The sequence below is a fragment of the Dysosmobacter sp. genome, from assembly GCF_052306735.1.
Classification (GTDB): domain Bacteria; phylum Bacillota; class Clostridia; order Oscillospirales; family Oscillospiraceae; genus Oscillibacter.
Genome location: NZ_DAWBAJ010000003.1, coordinates 68,271 through 88,797, shown reverse-complemented (window position 1 = coordinate 88,797; position 20,527 = coordinate 68,271). Strand labels below are relative to the sequence as shown.

Annotated in this window: 23 protein-coding genes; all 23 read left to right on the top strand. The window is 64.1% G+C overall.

From position 1 onward, the window contains the following. Positions 1–114 precede the first annotated feature (114 nt). The 23 genes from ACT67G_RS01770 (at position 115) to rsgA (ending at position 20,444) form a co-directional block, all read left to right on the top strand. Entirely contained in the window at positions 115–609 is a 495-nt protein-coding gene (locus tag ACT67G_RS01770) for a CarD family transcriptional regulator (protein ID WP_325244602.1), read from the top strand. Between the two features lie 16 nt (positions 610–625). Continuing rightward, positions 626–1,351 carry a 2-C-methyl-D-erythritol 4-phosphate cytidylyltransferase gene (ispD, locus tag ACT67G_RS01765; protein WP_443662777.1) on the top strand — a complete coding sequence of 242 codons (726 nt, stop codon included), beginning with the start codon at positions 626–628 and terminating at the stop codon, positions 1,349–1,351. Then, entirely contained in the window at positions 1,348–1,833 is a 486-nt protein-coding gene (gene ispF / locus ACT67G_RS01760) for a 2-C-methyl-D-erythritol 2,4-cyclodiphosphate synthase (protein ID WP_325244606.1), read from the top strand. The genes ispD and ispF overlap by 4 nt, the downstream gene beginning before the upstream one ends. Before the next feature lie 95 nt (positions 1,834–1,928). After that, positions 1,929–2,177 (top strand): DUF3343 domain-containing protein, encoded by a 249-nt coding sequence (locus ACT67G_RS01755; RefSeq protein ID WP_325244608.1) that lies wholly within the window; start codon positions 1,929–1,931, stop codon positions 2,175–2,177. Positions 2,178–2,223: 46 nt separating this feature from the next. Next, positions 2,224–3,357, top strand: coding sequence for an aminotransferase class V-fold PLP-dependent enzyme (locus tag ACT67G_RS01750; RefSeq protein WP_443662776.1), 1,134 nt, complete (start codon positions 2,224–2,226; stop codon positions 3,355–3,357). A 105-nt stretch (positions 3,358–3,462) separates the two neighbouring features. Further along, on the top strand, positions 3,463–4,350 hold the full coding sequence (gene cdaA / locus ACT67G_RS01745; protein ID WP_325244612.1) for a diadenylate cyclase CdaA: 888 nt from the start codon (positions 3,463–3,465) through the stop codon (positions 4,348–4,350). After that, the gene (locus tag ACT67G_RS01740) at positions 4,340–5,638 is read left to right on the top strand and encodes a CdaR family protein (RefSeq protein WP_326216053.1); all 1,299 of its coding nucleotides are present in this window, start codon (positions 4,340–4,342) and stop codon (positions 5,636–5,638) included. Before cdaA ends, ACT67G_RS01740 begins: the two co-directional genes overlap by 11 nt. 62 nt (positions 5,639–5,700) lie before the next feature. Beyond that, positions 5,701–6,108, top strand: a complete 408-nt coding sequence (locus ACT67G_RS01735; protein ID WP_325244617.1) for a SoxR reducing system RseC family protein — start codon at positions 5,701–5,703, stop codon at positions 6,106–6,108. Between the two features lie 12 nt (positions 6,109–6,120). Continuing rightward, the gene (locus tag ACT67G_RS01730) at positions 6,121–7,026 is read left to right on the top strand and encodes a DUF5685 family protein (RefSeq protein WP_325244620.1); all 906 of its coding nucleotides are present in this window, start codon (positions 6,121–6,123) and stop codon (positions 7,024–7,026) included. Continuing rightward, a complete protein-coding gene (locus ACT67G_RS01725; RefSeq protein WP_325244622.1) occupies positions 7,023–7,679 on the top strand; it encodes a J domain-containing protein in 657 nt (218 codons plus the stop codon). Before ACT67G_RS01730 ends, ACT67G_RS01725 begins: the two co-directional genes overlap by 4 nt. A 23-nt stretch (positions 7,680–7,702) precedes the next feature. Then, entirely contained in the window at positions 7,703–8,581 is an 879-nt protein-coding gene (locus tag ACT67G_RS01720) for a YicC/YloC family endoribonuclease (protein WP_443662775.1), read from the top strand. A 10-nt stretch (positions 8,582–8,591) separates the two neighbouring features. After that, the gene (locus ACT67G_RS01715; protein ID WP_325244626.1) at positions 8,592–8,846 is read left to right on the top strand and encodes a DUF370 domain-containing protein; all 255 of its coding nucleotides are present in this window, start codon (positions 8,592–8,594) and stop codon (positions 8,844–8,846) included. 4 nt (positions 8,847–8,850) lie between these two features. Next, positions 8,851–9,447 (top strand): guanylate kinase, encoded by a 597-nt coding sequence (gmk, locus tag ACT67G_RS01710; RefSeq protein ID WP_326216049.1) that lies wholly within the window; start codon positions 8,851–8,853, stop codon positions 9,445–9,447. 68 nt (positions 9,448–9,515) lie between these two features. After that, complete coding sequence (gene rpoZ / locus ACT67G_RS01705; RefSeq protein ID WP_325244630.1) at positions 9,516–9,728, top strand: DNA-directed RNA polymerase subunit omega; 213 nt, start codon at positions 9,516–9,518, stop codon at positions 9,726–9,728. Between the two features lie 16 nt (positions 9,729–9,744). Continuing rightward, positions 9,745–12,180, top strand: a complete 2,436-nt coding sequence (gene priA, locus ACT67G_RS01700) for a replication restart helicase PriA (protein ID WP_443662774.1) — start codon at positions 9,745–9,747, stop codon at positions 12,178–12,180. Between the two features lie 21 nt (positions 12,181–12,201). Continuing rightward, complete coding sequence (gene def, locus ACT67G_RS01695; protein WP_325244634.1) at positions 12,202–12,702, top strand: peptide deformylase; 501 nt, start codon at positions 12,202–12,204, stop codon at positions 12,700–12,702. Positions 12,703–12,705: 3 nt separating this feature from the next. Further along, positions 12,706–13,620, top strand: a complete 915-nt coding sequence (gene fmt / locus ACT67G_RS01690) for a methionyl-tRNA formyltransferase (RefSeq protein ID WP_326216046.1) — start codon at positions 12,706–12,708, stop codon at positions 13,618–13,620. Positions 13,621–13,664: 44 nt separating this feature from the next. Continuing rightward, entirely contained in the window at positions 13,665–14,414 is a 750-nt protein-coding gene (locus tag ACT67G_RS01685) for a zinc metallopeptidase (RefSeq protein WP_325244638.1), read from the top strand. After that, positions 14,411–15,760: a 16S rRNA (cytosine(967)-C(5))-methyltransferase RsmB gene (gene rsmB / locus ACT67G_RS01680; protein WP_443662773.1), complete on the top strand. Its 1,350-nt coding sequence runs from the start codon at positions 14,411–14,413 to the stop codon at positions 15,758–15,760. Before ACT67G_RS01685 ends, rsmB begins: the two co-directional genes overlap by 4 nt. A gap of 8 nt (positions 15,761–15,768) precedes the next feature. Next, positions 15,769–16,812: a 23S rRNA (adenine(2503)-C(2))-methyltransferase RlmN gene (rlmN, locus tag ACT67G_RS01675; protein ID WP_443662772.1), complete on the top strand. Its 1,044-nt coding sequence runs from the start codon at positions 15,769–15,771 to the stop codon at positions 16,810–16,812. Then, positions 16,809–17,549, top strand: coding sequence for a Stp1/IreP family PP2C-type Ser/Thr phosphatase (locus ACT67G_RS01670; protein ID WP_443662771.1), 741 nt, complete (start codon positions 16,809–16,811; stop codon positions 17,547–17,549). The genes rlmN and ACT67G_RS01670 overlap by 4 nt, the downstream gene beginning before the upstream one ends. A gap of 17 nt (positions 17,550–17,566) precedes the next feature. Continuing rightward, complete coding sequence (gene pknB, locus ACT67G_RS01665) at positions 17,567–19,564, top strand: Stk1 family PASTA domain-containing Ser/Thr kinase (protein ID WP_443662770.1); 1,998 nt, start codon at positions 17,567–17,569, stop codon at positions 19,562–19,564. After that, positions 19,554–20,444 carry a ribosome small subunit-dependent GTPase A gene (gene rsgA, locus ACT67G_RS01660; RefSeq protein WP_443662769.1) on the top strand — a complete coding sequence of 297 codons (891 nt, stop codon included), beginning with the start codon at positions 19,554–19,556 and terminating at the stop codon, positions 20,442–20,444. Before pknB ends, rsgA begins: the two co-directional genes overlap by 11 nt. Positions 20,445–20,527: the final 83 nt, after the last annotated feature.

Below are 20,527 nucleotides of genomic sequence, written 5' to 3'. Positions count from 1 at the left end.
AAATTTTGTTAAGATTCCTTGTAAAAGGGATGGAAAGCCGGTATAATATTCTTAACTATGATATGCGAGAGGTGTCTACAGGGAGCGAACGGTCGGAGGAGAAAGGAGCGGAATATGTTCGCCATTGGGGATCTGGTGGTGCATCCCATGCATGGAGCGGGTGTGATCGCGGACATCGTACAGGAGCGGATCGCAGGCAGTACGCGGGACTACTATGTCTTCCGGATGCCTGTGGGCGGCCTGCTTTTGAAGATCCCTGTGGCGTCCAGCCAGACGGTGGGCCTGCGGGCCGTGGTGGACCGGGAGACGGCGGAGCGGCTGCTGACGGCCATCCCCTCCATCGCGGTGGACGAGTCCATCAGCTGGAACAAGCGCTACCGGGAAAATCTCCTGCGGATCAAGAGCGGCGACCTCTACCAGGTGGCGGGGGTCATCAAGGCGCTGATGCGCCGGGACCGCCGCCGGGGGCTCTCTACCGGGGAGCGGAAGATGCTCCACAGCGCCCGCCAGATCCTGCTTTCGGAGCTGGTGCTGGCGGAGGACGCCTCGCCCGCCGACATGGAGTCCCGGCTGGATGCCGCCATGCTCCAGACGGCGGAATCCCGCTGAGGAAAAGAGGGTTCTTATGCTTCCGTTTTTCAAAAAAATGCAGCAGGCCCGCCGCCCCCGGTGCACGGCGCTGGTGGCGGCCGCCGGGAGCTCTGCACGGATGGGCGGCGTCAACAAGCTGTTGGAGCTGCTGGACGGCGTGCCGGTGCTGGTGCGGACTCTGACGGCACTGCAGCGGGCGGAGCGCGTGGACGAGATTGTGGTGGCCACCCGGGAAGAAGACCTGGTGGCCATTTCCCAGCTCTGCCGTACATATGGAATCAGCAAATGCTCCAAGGTGGTCCGGGGAGGGGAGGACCGGGTACACTCCGTGCTGCTGGCGGCCCTGGAGGCGGATCCCAGGTCGGAACTGCTGGCGGTGCAGGACGGGGCCCGGCCCCTGGTGACGCCGGAGCTCATTGACCGGGTGGTGGAGCTGGCGGCCCGGTGCGGCGCCGCGGCTCCCGCCATGCCGGTGAAGGACACCATCAAGGTGGTGGACGACAGGGATACCGTGGCGTCCACACCGGAGCGGGCCCGGCTGCGGGCGGTACAGACCCCCCAGGTCTTTCAGGCGGACCTCCTGAAAGCGGCACTGCAGTCCGCCCTGGATGCCGGCGCCGCCGTGACGGACGATTGCTCCGCCGTGGAGCGGCTGGGTAAGAGCGTGACGCTGACGGAGGGCGACGAGCGGAACCTGAAGATCACCACTCCGGTGGATCTGGTGATCGCGGAGGCCCTGCTGGGGGAGGAGAACACATGACGAATCTGCGGATCGGACACGGCTACGACGTCCACCGGCTGGTGGAGGGGCGCAGGCTGATCCTGGGGGGCGTGGAGATCCCCTATGAGCGGGGATTACTGGGCCACTCCGACGCCGATGTGCTGACCCACGCGGTGATGGACGCCCTTACAGGCGCCGCCCGGCTGGGCGACATCGGCAAGCTCTTCCCGGACACGGATCCGGCCTACGCCGGGATCTCCAGCCTGCTGCTGCTGCGGGAGGTGGGGTGCCTTCTCCGGGAGAAGGGGTTCGCGGTGGTGAATATCGACGCCACCCTCCTGGCCCAGGCCCCTAAGGTAGGACCCTACCGCCGGGAGATGGAGGAAAAGCTGGCTGAGGCTCTGGGCGTGGCGGCGGAGCAGGTGAATGTGAAGGCCACCACGGAAGAGGGCCTGGGCTTCACCGGGGACGGCTCCGGCATGGCGGCCCATGCGGTAGTGCTGCTGGAAAAGGTCAAGTGAAGAAAAAGGACGTGGGCGCCACGTCCTTTTTTTGTTGGAATGACAGGCACCTTTGCCGTCCTTTGGCATAGGATGGGCGGAGAGGAGGAGTCTATGTGGAGCAGTATCTCATTATTGCCCGCTCCGTGACCTATGCCCAGCGGATGCAGCGGGCACTGGGCCGGGCCGGCATCGCCTGCCGGATCTACCGGGCCCCCCGGGAGCTTTCCGCCCAGGGCTGCGCCTACGCGGTGCAGATCCGCGCCGGAGACCTGGCGCAGGCACTGACTGTCATTCACCGGGAGTCTCTGGATCCCGTTTCTGTTTATCTCAACCAAAGCGGACTGTACCGGGAGGTGCGGTGACCATCCCACGGGCGCCGGCCCGAAAAAACTGCGGGAGGGATCGCGTATGATCTATTTTGACAGCGCCGCCACCAGCTTCCAGAAGCCCGGGACGGTTCCTGCTGCCATGGCGGAGGCCATGGCCACCATGAGTTCCCCGGGCCGCGGCGGGTATCCGGCCGCCGTCCGGGCGGCGGACACCGCCTTTGACTGCCGCTGCGCCCTGGCGGAGCTGTACCACCTGAAAAATCCCGAGAACGTGGCCTTTACCCTCAACGCCACCCACGCGCTGAACATCGCCATCAAGAGCCTGGTGCCGCCGGGAGGGCGGGCAGTGATCTCCGGATATGAGCACAACGCCGTCACCCGGCCCCTGGCGGCCCTGGGAGCCCGGACTACTGTGGCGGCGGGGGCCCTGTTTCAGCCGGAGGCGGTGCTGGAGGCCTTTGACAAGGCCGTTACGCCGGAGACCGACGCGGTGATCTGCTGCCACGTGTCCAATGTCTTCGGCTTCGTGCAGCCGGTGGAGGAGATCGCTTCGTTGTGCCGGGAGCGGGGCGTGCCCTTTATCATCGATGCCTCCCAGTCTGCGGGGGCCCTGACGCTGGACATGGACGCCCTGGGGGCGGCCTTCATCGCCATGCCGGGGCACAAGGGCCTCTATGGCCCCCAGGGTACCGGCGTACTGCTGTGCAGCGGAGAGGCTCCGGTGAGAACGCTACTGGAGGGCGGCACCGGCAGCCAGTCCATGAGCCAGTCCATGCCGGACTTCCTGCCGGACCGCCTGGAGGCGGGAACCCACAATGTCCCGGGCATCGCAGGGCTGCTGGCAGGGGTGCGGTATGTGCAGCAACGGGGGCCGGAGAATATCCTGCTGCGGGAGCGGCGCCTTGCCCAGCTGGTGTCGGAGGGCCTGCGGCGCCTTCCGGGTGTGACGGTCTACGCCAACGGGGATTTGCACAGCCAGGCTGGGGTGGTCTCCTTCACCAGCCGGGATCTGGGGGCGGAGGAGATAGCGGCGGCCCTGGGAGAAAAAGACATCGCTGTCCGGGCGGGGCTCCACTGCGCGCCGCTGGCCCATGAGACAGTGGGCACCGTGGATACCGGCACCGTGCGGGTCAGTTTCTCCGACCACAACACGCTCCGGGAGGTGGAGGGATTCCTGGATGCCATGGAGGAGATCCTGACCCAAAAGCCTTGATTTTTCTGAACAGACCGTGAATTTTGGCATGGTTTACCTTGAAATCTACAGGCAGATTTTATATAATCTAAGTATTCATGGCCAGAAGGGGTTGATGATGCTGCCATGGAACTGGATATCATAAATCTGCCCGCCGTGATCTGGCGCTATTTGCTGACCATCCAGCTGACGGATGTGTTGGATATCGCCATCATGGCTTTCGTCCTTTATAAGCTACTGAAGCTGGTGCAGAGCACCAAGTCCGCCAGTCTCCTGAAGGGACTGTGCGTATTCATGATCGCTCTGTTTTTATCTTATGTCCTGCAGCTGCACAGCATTTACTATCTCATGAGCCGTATGGTGGACATGGGCATCCTGGCGCTGATCATTTTGTTCCAGCCGGAGATCCGGCGCATTCTGGAACAGATGGGCAGCCGCAGGATCATCGCGTTCTTCACCCATACCGAGACGGGCAACACCCTGGAGCAGACCATCGGACAGACGGTGCTGGCCTGCACCGAGATGTCCCATTCCCGCACCGGCGCCCTCATCGTCTTCGAGCGGGAGATTTTGCTGGACGACATGGTCCGCAGCGGCACCGTGCTGGACGCGGCGGTCTCCAGCGAACTTTTGAAGAACATCTTCTTCGTCAAGGCGCCCATGCATGACGGCGCCGTCATCGTGCGAAACGGCCGGGTCCTGGGCGCGGGCTGCATGCTGCCTCTGAGCAAGAATGTGAACCTGTCCCGGGACCTGGGCATGCGCCACCGGGCCGGCATCGGCATGAGTGAGAACTCCGACGCCGTGGTGGTCATCGTCTCGGAGGAGACGGGATCCATCTCCGTGGCCATCGGCGGCATGCTCAAGCGCCATCTCAAGCCGGAGACGCTGGAAAATCTTCTGCGCAACGAGCTGCTTCCCCCGGGTGAGGACGAGGGGGAGGAGCGGCCCAAGTTCAACCTGATGAGCCTCCTGCGGCCCCGGAAAAACGGAGGTGACAACGGTGGAAAATAAGGAACGCCAGCGTAAGGCGCTGTATATCGTATTGTCCATCCTGGTGGCGGCGGCCATCTGGGTGATGGTGGACGTCAGCAACGGCACCATCGTGGAAAAGACCTATACGGTCCCCATCAACTACCTGGGAACCAGCACCCTGACAGACCGGGGGCTGATGCTCCTGGAGGGGGAGGGGGACACTGCCACCGATACAGAGGTGACCTTAACGGTCCAGGGAACCCGGTGGAATATCGCCAAGCTGGATAAGGATGAGATCCTGGTTCAGGCGGACCTCTCCGACATTACGGAGGCGGGCGTGCAGCGGGTTTCGCCCAATGTCTTCTATCCCAGCGCTTTGCGGGGGAAGATCACCACCACCTCCACCTCCTCCTACATGGTGCAGGTGAACATCGGCGAGCTGGACCGCAAGACCATCGACGTCCGCTGTGAGCAGATCGGCACCGTGGCGGAGGGATACTCCGGCGGTGAGCTGCAGATCTCCCCGGCCACCCTTGAGATCCGCGGCCAGGAGGAGGACATTGCTCCCGTCAGTTATGCCAAGGTGGTGCTGGAATACGACAACGCCACGGAGACCATTACCCAGATGTTGGACTACCAGTTCTACGATGAAAACGACCAGCTGGTGGACGGCACCAACATTCAGGCCGATGCGGAGCAGATCCAGGTGACGCTGCCCATCATCGTCACCAAGGAGCTGCAGCTGCGAGTTGATTTCGAGCAGCATCCCGGCGCCAGGCTCAGCAATGTCACCTACCGCATTGAGCCCTCTACCATCACCGTCTCCGGTGACGCAGGCGTGCTGCGGGATGTGGACAGCATCACCCTGGGCAGCGAGGCCTTTGACCTATTGTCCCTGCTGGACAGCGGCACCGCCACGTACAGCTACCCCATCACCGTCCCGGAGGGGTGCACCAACCTCAGCGGCGTCACCCGGGCCACGCTGCAGATCTCCTTCAATGACATGACCTCTGCCCAGGTGACGACCCAGAACTTCACCTTGTCCAACTATCCCCAGGGAAAGACTACGGAGATCCTCACCTCGGAGCTGACGGTGACGGTCTTCGGCACCTCCGCAGACGTGGCCGCCGTCACCGGTGACGACGTGGAGGTGACGGTGGATCTCTCGGAGCTCAGCTCCGCCACCGGCAGCTATACCGTACCTGCCCAAGTCAAGGTCAACGGTGTGGACGTGGGCGTTTCCGGCAATTATGTGGTGCAGGTGACCATCCGGGAAAACGGCACCCAGCCGGACAGTGACAATCCCGAGCCGGAGCCGTCGGAATGACCCGGCCGGACAATCAGAAAATTTGAAATGTGCGCAGGTGCGCACGGAGGAAGACGAAAACTATGACACAGATCGCAACAGTTGAACGGATATTGGACGCCCAGCGGGCGGAGATCTCAGTGCCCCGCAAGTCCGCCTGCGGACATGACTGCGAGGAGTGCGCCGGCTGCGGCGTCACCGGCGCGGCGGTACGGGCCAAAGCCCTGAACCCCATTGGGGCCCAGCCTGGTCAGAAGGTGGTGGTGGAGAGCAGCACCAAAAAGATGCTCCACATCGTCATGCTGGTATACCTGACCCCCATCGTGCTGTTTTTGGTGGGATACTTTGCCACCATCGCCGTCTCCAGCCTGGCGGTACGCTATGGCGTGGCGGCAGCCGGCTTCGTGCTGGGCATCCTCATCGCCGTGGCTTATGACCGGCGGCTGCGCCGACAGGGAGGGTTGACCTTTACCATTGTCAGGCTGTTTTAAGCATCGGCGGGTATGTTTGGATATGTAAAGCCGCCGCTGAAGCTCCTGGGGCAGGAGGAGCAGGACCGCTTTCGCCGGATCTACTGCGGGCTCTGCCATGAGCTCTCCCGGCGATACGGCTTCCGGGCCCGGTTCTTGCTGAATTATGATTTCACGTTCCTGGCCATCCTGCTCTCGGAGGGGGAGGAGTCCTGCCGGCTGTGCGGGCGGTGCCCCGCCAGCCCCCTGCGGGAGCGGCCCTACGATGCCGGTTCCCCGGCACTGGAGCTGGCGGCGGACGAGAGTGTGATCCTGGCCTACTGGCAGCTGCGGGACGGGGCCCAGGATCATGGGGCGGCCAAGGGAATCGCTTACCGGGCCCTCTGCGGTGCCATTGCCGGATCCTACCGGAAGGCGGCGGCCCGGCGGCCGGAGTTTGATGCCCACACCCGGGAGCAGCTGACGCTGCTCTCCCGGCTGGAGGAGGAGCGCTGCCCCTCCATGGATCAGGCGGCGGATGCCTTTGCATCGCTGCTCTCCGGTGCTGCCGGGGAGGTGGACGACCCTGTCCGCCGCCGGGTTCTGGAGCAGATGCTCTATCACCTGGGCCGGTGGATCTACCTGGTGGACGCGGCAGACGATCTGAAGGAGGACGCTGCCTCCGGAAACTACAATCCCGTGGCACTGCGCTACGGATTGACGGAGGGTACGTGGACACCGGAGGCCCGCCGGGATTTCGGGTACACGCTGGATCACTCCATCCACATGATCACCACGGCTTTTGAGCTGTGGGACTTCGGCGTGTGGCGGCCGCTGCTGGAGAGCACCGTTTACACCGGCCTCTTCGCCGTGGGAAAAGCGGTGCTGGACGGAACTTACCGCCGCGTGGCCCGGGGCGGATACAGAAAGAAACACAAGAAGGACGAGGAAACCACATGAACGATCCCTATCAGATCCTGGGTGTGCCGGAGACCGCCACCGACGCGGAGGTCAAAAAGGCATATTTGAACCTGGCACGGAAATACCACCCGGACAATTACCACGATAATCCCCTGGCAGATCTGGCCCAGGAGAAAATGAAGGAGATCAATGCCGCCTACGAGCAGATCACCAAGGAGCGCAGCGGCCGGTCCTCCGGCACAGGCTCCTCTTACGGCGGCTCCTCCGGCAGCTATGGTTCCTCCGGGTACGGCGGGTATGGCGGGTACCAGCGCTATGGGCAGTCCGCCTCCGGCAGCTCCGTGCTCCAGCAGGTGCGCATCGCCATCAGCACCGGGGATCTGAGCCGGGCGGAGGCGCTGCTGGCCAACTACTCCGACCACAACGCCGAGTGGAACTTCCTCAAGGGCGCCGTGTGCTACCGCCGGGGCTGGATGGACGAGGCCAAGCGCTACTATCAAACCGCCTGCCAGATGGATCCCGGCAACGCCGAGTACCGCTCCGCTCTGGAGTATATGGAAAACAGCGGACAAAGCGCTTACCGCCCCGACGGCGGCGTATTCGGCACCAACGCCTGCAGCGGCAACCTGTGCGCGGAGCTGTGCTGCTTATATCTTTGCTGCAACAGCGGCGGTTATTTCTTCTGCTGCTGAGCCGGGGAAGGAAGGAAGAACGTATGATTAAGAGCATGACCGGCTACGGCCGGGCAAGACAAATGCGCAACAAGAGGGACATCACCGTGGAGGTGCGCTCCGTCAATAACCGCTATCTGGACTGCACTGTGAAGATGCCCCGGATGTACACCTTCGCCGAGGACGCGGTGAAGGCCTGCGTCCAGAAGGCGGTCTCCCGGGGCAAGGTGGATGTCTATATCACCGTGGACGCCTCCGCGGCAGACGTGGCCAAGGTCACCGTCAACCGGGAGTTGGCGGCCCAGTACGCCGCGGCCCTGGGCGAGCTGGCGGAGGTCTGCGGTACCGAGGCCCACGTGACGCCGGAGACACTCTCCCGGTTCCCGGACGTCCTGACGGTGACCAAGGAGGACGAGGATCTGGAGACCGTCAGCGCGGATCTTTGCGCCGTGCTGGAGGAGGCCCTGGCGGCCTACAACCAGATGCGCGCTGTGGAGGGCCAAAAGCTAGCGGAGGACATCGGCGGCCGGCTCACCACCATCGAGCACTATACCGCCCAGGTGGAGGCGCGCTCCCCGGAGACGGTGGCGGAGTACCGGGCCAAGCTCACCGCCCGGATGGAGGAGGTGCTCCAAAGCACCACCATCGATCCCCAGCGGATTTTGACGGAGGCCGCCATCTACGCCGACAAGGTGGCCGTGGACGAGGAGACGGTGCGGCTGCGCAGCCACGTGGCTCAGCTGCGCACCATGCTGGAGTCCGATGAGCCCATGGGCCGCAAGATGGACTTCCTCATCCAGGAGGTCAACCGGGAGTCCAACACCATCGGCTCCAAGTGCAACGACGTGGCCATCGCCCAGGTGGTGGTGGGGCTCAAGGCCGAGGTGGAGAAGATGCGCGAGCAGGTCCAGAACATCGAGTGAGGGGGCAGCCATGAAGCTCATCAACATCGGCTTTGGCAGCATGGTGTCCCAGGAGCGGCTGGTGGCCATCGTCAGCCCGGATTCCGCCCCCATCAAGCGGATGGTGCAGGAGACCCGGGAGCGTGGAATGCTCATCGACGCCACCTACGGGCGCAAGACCGCTTCCATTTTCATCATGGACAGCGACCATGTGATTTTGTCTGCCCTGCCGCCGGAGAAATTCGGCGTATCCGGGCAAACTGGATCCAATGAGGAGAGAGAGTGAGAGTATGCGAAAGGGTAAGACGTTTATTATCTCGGGGCCTTCCGGCGTGGGAAAGAGCACCGTATTGGCCGCTCTGATGGAGTCCCGGCCCAATTTGTATTTTTCCGTGTCCGCCACCACCCGGGATCCCCGTCCCGGCGAGGTGGACGGCGTCCACTACCACTTCCTGGATGTGGACACCTTCCGCCAGCGCATCGCGGCGGACGAGTTTTTGGAGTATGCCGAGTATGTGGGCAACTTCTACGGCACCCCCAAGAAGCTGGTGGACGATGCCATGAACCAGGGTAAGGACGTGATTTTGGATATCGAGATCCAGGGCGCCATCCAGGTTTGCAGCAAGCGGCCGGACACAGTGCGCATCTTCATCGCGCCCCCCAGCTGGGCGGAGCTGGAGCGCCGCCTTACCGAGCGGGGCACCGATCCCATGGAGAAGATCCAAAAGCGGCTGCTGCGGGCCAAGGTGGAGTTCCAGACGGCCCACACCTATGATTATTTCGTCATCAACGACACCGTGGACAACGCGGTGCGTGAGCTCAACGCCATCATGACGGCGGAGCATTGCAAGCCCAAGGAGCGCATGGAGATCATCAACAGCAAATAATCCCGGCGTTTCTTGGTGTATCCGACAAAAAATTTAGCCGAAATCAGGCAGAATGGAAGTAGATCATTATGATGCTGTATCCCGCAATGAACAAGCTGACCAGTTATATCCCCAACCGCTACATGCTGGTGAACGTGGTGGCCCGCCGGGCCCGCCAGATCGCCGAGGCCGCCGATGAGAGCGGCGAGCATCTGGAGGATAAGCCCGTCACCATGGCCATCCATGAGGTGGCCGAGGGCAAGCTGGACGCCAGAAACATGGATTTGACCATCGAGGAGTAACGGAGGAGGGCGAGGCATGGAGACCGCCGGCATTGCAAAGGTAGCGGTCAGCGCCGCGCCCTATTCCATTGACAAGCCCTATGACTACCTGATCCCCGCCCCTCTGGCGGAGCGGGTGGTACCCGGCGTCCGGGTCACCGTGCCCTTTGGAAAGGGAAACCGCACGTCGGAGGGGATCATCCTGGCAGTGGGGACGGGGGAGAAGACTCCCGCTCTCAAGCCCCTGGGCGATTTGCTGGATGCGGAGCCGGTGCTGAACCGGGAGGGGATCCAGATGGCATTGTGGATGCGCAGCCGGTACTTCTGCACCCTCTTTGAGGCGGTGAAGACCATCCTGCCTGCGGGGCTCTGGTACCATCTCCAGGAGGTCTGGACCCTGACCGGCACAGCACCGGAGCCCCCGGTGCCCGGCGGGGAGGCGGTGCTGGAGGCCCTTGCCGCCGGCGGCGGCAGCGCACCGCTGGAGACGCTGCGGGAGCAGTGCGGGGAGGATACCGCCTCCGTGCTGCACGCGCTGCGGAAGGCGGGGGCCGTCACCTGTGCCGCCAGCGCCCGCCGGCAGGTGTCCGACAAGACCCGCCGGATGGTGGAGCTGGCCACGGACGCTCAGGAGGCGCTGGCCATGGTGGAGAGCGGACGCCGCGCTTCGCCGGTCCGCCGGGAGGTGGTGCATCTCTTGGCGTCCGCAGGCCGCACCAGCGCGGCGGATGTGTGCTATTTTACCGGAGCCTCCATGCAGTCCCTGCGGAGCATGGAGAAGGCAGGGCTCATCGCCTTCTCCCAGGAGGAGGAGCTGCGGATCTCCCAGCCGGAGGAGCCGGTGGAGCCGGGAGCGCCCATCCGGCTGAGTGAAGAGCAGGAGGCCGCCTTCCGGCAGATCCTCTCCCTCACCGGGACGGGACGGCCGGAGGCCGTGCTGCTCCAGGGCGTCACCGGCAGCGGCAAGACCCAGGTGTATCTGCGCCTGGTGCAGGAGGTCCTCTCTCAGGGGAAGACCGCCATGGTGCTGGTGCCGGAGATCGTGCTCACGCCGCAGATGATGCGCAAATTCTCCTCCTACTTCGGGCAGGAGGTGGCCATGCTTCACAGCGGACTGCGGATGACGGAGCGCTACGACCAGTGGAAGCGCATCCGGCGGGGAGAGGCCCGGGTGGTACTGGGTACCCGCTCCGCTGTTTTTGCCCCCCTGGAGAACCTGGGCCTCATCGTCCTGGATGAGGAGCAGGAGGGCAGCTATCAATCGGAAAACCCGCCCCGGTACCACACCCGGGACGTGGCCAAATACCGCTGCGGCCGCAGCAACGCAGTCTTGGTTCTGGGTTCCGCAACCCCCTCGGTGGAGACCGCCTGGGCGGCGGAGCAGGGGATCTACCATCTGGCAGAGCTGAAAAGCCGCTACAACCGCCACGCGCTGCCTCAGGTCATTGTTTCCGACATGCGCCGGGAGATCCGCAACGGCAATTCCGGCCTCATCGGCGGGGAGCTTCTCCGGGAGCTGGAGGCCAACCTGGAGCGGGGGGAGCAGAGCATTTTGTTCCTCAACCGCCGGGGCAACAGCCGGATGCTCCTTTGCGGGGAGTGCGGCTATGTGCCGGAGTGCCCCCGCTGTTCCGTGGCGCTGACCTATCACTCCGCCAACGGGCGGCTCATGTGCCACCACTGCGGCCACTCGGAGCGGGCGCCGGACCGGTGCCCGGTATGCGGGGGCCTCATGAAGCATGTGGGCGCCGGCACCCAGAAGGTGGAGGAGGAGCTGCGGGAGCTGTTCCCGGACACAGAGATCCTCCGTATGGACGCGGACACCACCGCCTCCGGCCATGGGCCCATCCTGCGCCGGTTCCAGAAGGAGCGCATCCCTATCCTCTTAGGCACCCAGATGGTGGCCAAGGGGCTGGATTTTGAGAATGTGACGCTGGTGGGTGTTTTGTCGGCGGACCTGTCGCTGTATGTGGAGAGCTTCCGGGCGGCGGAGCGGACCTTCAGCCTGCTGACCCAGGTGGTGGGCCGGGCGGGCCGGGGAGACAAGCAGGGCCGGGCTGTGATCCAGACCTACACGCCGGAAAACGACGTGATCCAGTGCGCCGCCCGGCAGGATTACGGGCGCTTTTATGAGAGCGAGATCCGCTTGCGGCAGCTGCGCCGCTGTCCGCCCTTCGCGGACTGGTTCCTCTTCACCCTCTCGGGAACAGAGGAGGGGAGTGTGCTGCGGGCCGCCGCCTCCGTGCGGGAGGCATTGCGGCAGCTGTGGGGCGACGATCCGGAGACAGAGGTGCTGGGCCCGGCTCCGGCGCCGGTTTTGAAAGTTAACAACCGCTACCGCTACCGCTGCCAGCTGGTGCGGCGCAACGACCGCGCCACCCGGGAGCGGGTGGACAGCGTACTGCGCTGGTTTGCCGGGCAGCGGCAGTTTCGTGGTGTGAATCTATTTGTGGACTGCAATCCTATGGAGTGATGCGGTCCGGGGAGGTATATTATGGCACTGAGAAAGATCGTAGAGCAGGGGGACGAGTGCTTGACCAAGGTCTGCCGTCCTGTGACGGAGTTCAACGCCCACCTGCATGAATTGCTGGACGACATGACGGAGACACTGGAAGATGCCAATGGTGCCGGTCTGGCTGCCCCCCAGGTGGGGGTGCTGCGCCGGGCGTGCGTGGTGCTGGACGAGGGCAGCGGTGAGTTCATCGAGCTCATCAACCCCCAGATCGTGGCCCAGAGCGGGGAGCAGACGGGACTGGAGGGCTGCCTCAGCGTCCCCGGCAAGTGGGGCATCGTCACCCGCCCCAATGTGGTGCGGGTCCGGGCCCAGGACCGGGACGGCAACTGGTTCGAGGTGGAGGGCGAGGCCCTGACCGCCCGTGCCTTCTGCCATGAGATCGAGCATCTGGACGGCCACCTGTTCGTGGAGCACGTGGATCACTTCCTCAGCGACGAGGAGCTGCGGGAGTATCTGGAGCACGAAGAGGAAGGGGAGTAATCCATGCGGATCCTGTTTATGGGCACGCCGGATTTCGCCGTGGCCTCTCTGCGCCGTTTGGTGGAGGACGGACACGAGCTGTGCGGGGTCTTCACCCAGCCGGATAAGCCGAAAAACCGGGGACACAAGCTGATGTTCTCCCCTGTGAAGGAATATGCCTTAACACAAAATATCCCCGTTTACCAGCCTCTCAAGGCCCGGGACGGGGAGGCTATGTCCATTGTGGAGGAGTTGAAGCCGGAGCTCATCGTGGTGGCGGCCTACGGCAAGATTTTGCCGGAGGAGTTGCTGGACTATCCCAAGTACGGTTCCATCAATGTCCACTCGTCCCTGCTGCCCAAGTACCGGGGAGCGGCTCCCATCAACTGGGCCATCCTGGAGGGAGAGGCGGAGACCGGCGTTTCCATCATGTATATGGCCAAGGAGCTGGACGCCGGAGACGTGATTCTCCAGAAGTCCACCCCCATCGGCTCCGACGAGGATGCCCAGGCTCTGACGGTCCGTCTTGCGGAGCTGGGGGCGGAGGCCCTCAGCGAGGCGGTAGCGGCCATCGGAAACGGCACCGCCACCCGGACCCCTCAGCCGGAGAACGGCGGGACTTACGCCTCCATGCTCTCCCGGGAGATGTCTCCCATCGACTGGAGCCGCAGCGCCCGGGCCATTGACTGCCAGGTTCGGGGCCTGATCCCCTGGCCCTGCGCCACGGCGGAGCTGGCGGGCACCCGCTTCAAGGTCTACCGCACCGCGCCGGGGGAGGCCGCTTCCGCCGCGCCGGGCACCATCCTCTCCGCCGACAAGCGGGGCATCCGGGTCTCCTGCGGCAGCGGGGAGAGCCTGTATCTTACGGAGATCCAGGCGGAGGGCGGCAAGCGCATGGCCGCCGCGGCCTATCTGCTGGGACACCCCATGGACGTGTAAGACGGCGGGAGCCCTTTGGCAAATCTTTTCTTGCGAGGTTTTCTATGCCCTATTATTCTTACGGTTATTACAATTACGGAGAATTTCTGGCCAACAACCTGTACGTGCTGCTGCTGATCCCGGTGCTGTTGCTCTCCCTTTGGGCGCAGATGCAGGTGAGCGGGAACTTCCGGCGCTACAACGCCGTCAACAACCGCCGCCGCATCACCGGCGCCCAGGCGGCGGAGGCGGTGCTGCGGGCCAACGGCGTCTACGACGTGCCCATCCGGACCACCCGGGGGACCCTCACCGACCACTACGATCCCCGGGACAACACCATCTACCTCTCTGAGTCTGTCTACGGCGCCCCCACCATCGCGGCGGTGGGCGTGGCCGCCCATGAGGCGGGACACGCCGTGCAGTATGCGGTGGGGTACGGGCCCGTGCGGCTGCGCACAGCCATCGTGCCGGTCACCCAGATCGGATCCCGGCTGTCCTTTTTCCTTTTGATCATCGGCCTGCTGCTCTACAGCCAGTCCCTGTTCCTGGTGGGCATCATCCTGTTTTCCCTGACCACCTTCTTCCAGCTGGTGACCCTCCCGGTGGAGTTCAACGCCTCCGGCCGGGCCATGGCTGCCATTGAAGAGCAGGGCCTGCTGGATACGGACGAGGCCTACGGGGCCCGGAAAGTGCTGCGGGCGGCGGCACTGACCTATGTGGCGGCCCTTTTGATGTCCGTGCTGCAGCTGCTGCGGTTCGTGCTGATCTTCCTGGCCCGGGGCGGCGGCAGCCGCCGGGGCGGAGGGCGCGAATGAGCGCCCCGGTGCGAAACCGGGCCACCGCCCGGTCCGCCGCGCTGCGGGTGCTCACCGCCTGCCGGAAAAACGGCGCCTGGGCGGACGCGTCCTTGAAGGCACAGCTCTCCCGGGACCGCCTCTCCGAGTCCGACGCGGCCCTGTGCACCCGGATGGTCTACGGGGTGCTGCAAAACCGGCTGCTGCTGGAATACTATCTCTCCGCCTACTGCCGCCAGGCCCTGGAGCATCTCCAGCCGCCCCTGCGGGAGATCTTGCAGCTGGGGGCCTATCAGATTTTGTTCTTGGACAAGGTGCCGGACAGTGCGGCCGTCAACGAGTCGGTGAATCTGGCCAAGGAGACCGGCCGGGGTGCGGCGGCGGGGTTGGTAAACGCCGTGCTGCGCCAGCTTTCCATCCACAAGGAAGCCCTGCCGGCCCTGCCGGACAAGGATGCCGTCCGGGCCCTCTCCGTGCGCTACAGCCACCCCCGGTGGCTGGTGAAGCGCCTGGTGGCCCTGTTGGGAGAAGCGGAGACGGAGGCGCTGCTGCGCTTGGATAACGGCGTGGCGCCCCTGACGGTGCAGGTGAATCCCCTGAAGACCACAGCGGAGGCGCTGTCGGCGGAGCTGGAAGCTTCCGGCGTGGGTGTCCGGCCCCATGATTGGGTGCCGGGCTGCCTGGAGCTGGATCACACGGGCGATCTCCTGGCCCTGCCTGCTTTCCGGGAGGGAAAATTCCTGGTGCAGGACGGCGCCGCCGCCCTGGTAGCACAGATCGCCGGGGTGAAGCCGGGAAACCGCGTGCTGGACATGTGCGCCGCCCCCGGCGGCAAATCCTTCGGCGCCGCCATGGCCATGGGGAACCGGGGGAGTATCCTCTCCTGCGATCTCCACGAAAACAAGCTCTCCCGGATCCGGGAGGGGGCGGAGCGGCTGGGCATCTCCATCATCGCCACCGCTGCCGCCGACGGCCGCCGGGAGAATCCCGACTGGCTGGAGCGGTTCGACGTGGTGATGGCTGATGTGCCCTGCTCGGGCCTGGGCATCATCCGCAAGAAGCCGGATACCCGCTATAAAAGCGCCGACGAGCTTTTTGCCCTGCCGGTGATCCAGAGTGCCATTTTGACCAATGCCGCCCGCTATGTGCGTCCCGGCGGCACCCTGGTGTACTCTACCTGCACCATCCTCCCGGAGGAGAATGAGCAGGTGACGGATTCGTTTTTGGCGGAGCATCCGGACTTTATCCGGACACCCTTTGACCTTCCGGGATACGGCTCCCGGGAGGACGGCCAGGTGACATTGTGGCCCCAGCGCCACGGTACCGACGGCTTTTACATCTGCCGCATGACGCGGCGCGAAACATGAGGACCGTTATGACCGATTTGAAATCCATGACGGAGGGGGAGATTACCGCATACCTCAAGGAGCTGGGGCAGCCCGGCTTCCGGGGCAAGCAGGTGTTCTCCTGGCTCCACCGGGGCGTCACCTCCTTCGATGAGATGACCAATCTCCCCGCCGCCCTGCGGCAGACCCTCCGGGAACAGTGTATTTTGACCGTGCCCCGGCGGGAGCGCAAGCAGGTCTCCCGGCTGGACGGCACCACCAAGTACCTCTGGGAGCTCTCCGACGGCAACTGTATCGAGACGGTTTTGATGCAGTACCATCACGGCAACACCGTGTGTATCTCCTCCCAGGTAGGGTGCCGCATGGGCTGCGCCTTCTGCGCTTCCACCATCGCCGGCAAGGTCCGGGACCTGACGGCCGCGGAGATGCTGGACCAGGTGCTCTTCACCCAGCTGGATTCCGGACTGGAGATCTCCAACATCGTGCTGATGGGCATTGGAGAGCCCATGGACAATTTGGACAATGTCCTGCGGTTTTTGGAGCTGGTGAACCACCCGGACGGCATGAACATCGGCATGCGCCATATCTCCCTTTCCACCTGCGGCGTGATCCCCGGCATCCGGCGTTTGGCGGAGCTGGGGCTGCAGCTGACCCTCTCGGTGTCCCTCCACGCGCCGGACAGCGAGACCCGCTCCAAAATCATGCCGGTGAACCGGGCCTACGATGTGGAGGAGCTCTTCGCCGCCTGCCACGACTATTTCCGCAAGACCGGGCGGCGCATCTCCTTTGAGTACGCCATGATCGACGGCGTCAATGACCATGACTGGCAGGCAGACCTCATTGTCAAAAAGCTCCGGGGGATGCCGGGCCATGTGAACCTGATCCCCCTTAACGACGTGGTGGAGAGCCCCTTCAAGCCCTCCCGCCGCGTGGCGGCCTTCCAGAAGCGGCTGGAGGCCCAGGGGGTCACCGCCACCGTCCGCAGAAGCCTGGGCGGCGATATCGACGCCTCCTGCGGGCAGCTGCGCCGCAAGGCCATGGAAGAAGCAAAGAAAGGGGAGGATTCCCAATGATGAAAATCTGGGCCATGACGGACGTGGGCCTGGTGCGCAAGGACAATCAGGACGCCTACGGCACCGAGTTCCACGCCCCCTCCGGCCACACCGTCTGCGTGGTGTGCGACGGGATGGGCGGCGCCGCCGGCGGCCAGCTGGCCAGCCACATCGCCGTCACCACCTTTATGGAGGAGATGCGCCGCACCCTGCGCCCCGGCCTGACGCCGGAGGAGCTCAAGGAGCTCTCAGCCTATGCCGTGGCCTCCGCCAACCGGGCTGTCCGGGAGGCTGCCATGCGCTCCGTGGACTGCCGCAGTATGGGTACCACCCTGGTGTCCGCGGTGTCCTGGGAGGGCGGCGCGGTGATCTCCAACGTGGGAGACAGCCGGGCCTACCACATCACCCCCGAGGGCATCACCCGGGTCACCAAGGACCACTCCCTGGTGGAGAGCATGGTGGACCGTGGGGACATCACCGCGGAGGAGGCCCGCCACCATCCCAACCGCAACCTCATCACCCGGGCCCTGGGGCCCGATATCTCCGCCGCCTGCGACGGCTTTATCTGCCCCATGGAGGTGGGGGATTACCTGCTCCTTTGCACCGACGGCCTCATCGAGACGGTTTCCGATCAGGAGATGCTCTTTGAGATCGTCCACGGGGACGACCCCGGTACCTGCCTGGACCGTCTGCTGGCCATCGCCAAGCACCACGGCGCGCCGGACAACATTACCGCTGTCCTGGCCCGCAAGCTGTAAGGGAGGGGGAAGAAACCATGGATCAGTACATTGGAAAAATGCTGGACAACCGCTATGAGATCCTGGAGCGCATCGGCACAGGCGGCATGGCGGTGGTCTATAAGGCCAAGTGCCACCGGCTCAACCGCCTGGTGGCGGTGAAGATCCTCAAGAGCGACCTGGCTCAGGATGAGGACTTCCGCCGCCGCTTCAACGCGGAGGCCGCAGCCGTAGCCCAGCTGTCCCACCCCAACATCGTCTCCGTCTATGACGTGTCCCGGGGCGGTGACACGGAGTATATCGTCATGGAGCTCATCGACGGTATCACCCTCAAGCAGTATATGGAGAAGCGGGGCCAGCTGAACTGGCGGGAATCCCTGCACTTCATCACCCAGATCATGCGGGGCCTCAGCCACGCCCACAGCCGGGGCATCGTCCACCGGGACATCAAGCCCCAGAACGTCATGGTGCTGCGGGACGGCAGCGTGAAGGTGGCCGACTTCGGCATCGCCTGCCTGGAAAACTCCGCCCAGACCCTGACCCAGGAGGCTTTGGGCTCCGTCCACTATATCTCCCCGGAACAGGCCCGGGGCGACCGCACCGATGCCCGCAGCGACATCTACTCCGCCGGCGTGGTGCTCTATGAGATGCTCACCGGGCGGCTGCCCTTCGAGGGGGACAGCGCCGTGTCCGTGGCCATCCAGCACCTGAGCTCCATCCCTCTGGCACCCCGGGAGATCAATCCCGACATCCCGGAGCAGCTGGAGCTCATCTGCATGAAGGCCATGGCGCCGGATCTGGACCGGCGGTACCCTTCCGCCGACGCCATGATCGCCGACCTGGAGGCCTTCCGCAAGAACCCCGGCGTCAGCCTGGACTTCGAGCTGGAGGATCTGCGCCCGGAGGAGTCCGATGAGCCCACCCGGCCTCTGCGCACCGCCAGCATTCTCTCCGGCAGCAACGGGCAGGGCGGGCACCGTCCTGCCCGGGAAAGCGAGCGGGAGCGCCGCCGCTATGACGATTACGACGATGACTATGACCGGCCCCGCCGTGGCTCCAATAAGCGCAATACGGTCCTCATCGGCGTGGCCGTGGTGCTGGCGGTGGCTGTGATCGTGGTGCTTTTCCGGACGATTTTCGGCTCCTTCGGCACGGCCCCCACCTCCTATGTGGTGCCGGATCTGCTGGGCTGCACGGAGGAAGAAGCCAAGGAGCTGCCGGAGATCAAGGATATCTTCAAAATCGCTGTCCAGGGTACCGAGTTCAGCGATAAGTACGAGAAAGGCGAGATCTGCCGCCAGGACCCTGAGGAAGGGGAGGAGCGCCAGGGCGACAACCTGGTCATCAAGGTCTGGGTCAGCGACGGAGAGGATACCGGTGAGATGATCAATGTGGTGGGACAGAGCCAGCGTGGCGCGGAGACGCTGCTGAAGAATCTGGCGGACAAGTACGACCTCACCATTGAGGCGCCTGAGGAACTGATGGTCTACAACGATGATGTGGAGGCCGGCTGTGTCATCTCCTCCGACCCTGTGGAGGGAGAGACGCTCCACAAGGGCGACACCATCACCCTGGTGCTCAGCAAGGGCAAGCAGCCCATTCCCCTCATCAACTTTGTAGGCGTGCAGCTGGAAACCGCCCTGGGCCAACTGGAGGGACTTGGTCTCAACCCGGATGATGTCACCGTGACGGACGAGTACAGCGACAAACCGGTGGGAGAGATCATCCGCCAGACGCCCGACGCGGGCGCGGAAGTCCAGCCCGGCGACAAGATCACCTTCGTGGTCAGCAAGGGGCCGGAGAACGGCGGAGAGGCTGGAACCGGCAGTACCACCGTGACGGTCCCGCTGCCCACGGATCGTGAGCAGGCATATCTGGAGCTCTATCAGGACGGTCGGCTGATTTATGAGGGAGAGGTGGACTGCACGGTGGGCAGCTTTACCCGTGAGATTGAAGGCAGCGGCTCTTCCAAGGTAGAAGCCTATGTGGACAATCAGCGTTGGTGGAGTGAGACGGTGACCTTTGATGGCAATTAAAGGACGCATCCGCAAGGCCCTGAGCGGATTTTACTACGTGGATGCAGAGGGCACGGAATACACCTGCCGGGCCCGGGGAAAATTCCGCCGGGAGGGCATGAGCCCTCTGGTGGGGGACTGGGTGGAGATCCAGGATCTGGGCAGCGGTACCGGGGTGGTGGACGCCATTTTGCCCCGGTGCAATGCCTTTACCCGCCCCGCCGTGGCCAATATCGACCAGCTGGTGGTGATCGCCTCCGGCGCCATCCCCAAGACGGATCCCTTCCTCATTGACCGGGTGGCGGCCATCGCTGCCCTGAAAGACTGTGAGGTAGTGGTGGTCCTCAACAAGTGCGACCTGGATCCGGCGGAGGAGCTCTTCCGGATCTACACCGCCGCCGGGTTCCCCACTATCCGGGTCAGCGCGGAAACCGGGGAGGGGCTGGAGGAACTGAAAGGGCAGATAACTGGTAAGCTGTCTGCCTTTACAGGAAACTCCGGCGTAGGAAAATCCAGCATTCTCAACGCCCTGGATCCGGAGTTCCAGATCCAGGTAGGGGACGTCAGCCAGGCCCTGGGCCGGGGACGCCACACCACCCGGCATGTGGAGCTCTACCACCTGGCGTGCGGGGCGGATGTGGTGGATTCACCGGGGTTCTCCTCCTTTGAGACCGACGAGCTGAACCTGGAACTCAAACACCGCCTGCCGGAGACGTTCCGGGAGTTTGCCCCCTATCTGGACCAGTGCCGGTTCGTGGGATGCAGCCACACCAAGGAGCGGGGCTGCGCCGTGCTGGCGGCGGTGGAGCGAGGGGACATCCAGCCCAGCCGCCATCAGAGCTACCTGCGCCTTTACGAGGAACTCAAGCCCCTTCAGGACTGGCAGGAGAAGAAACATTGAAAAAGACCGCCGGACGTATCCGCGTCCGGCGGCTTTTTTTGTACCCGGACGGGCCGGGGTGTATATACTGGAGTGAGAAAGGG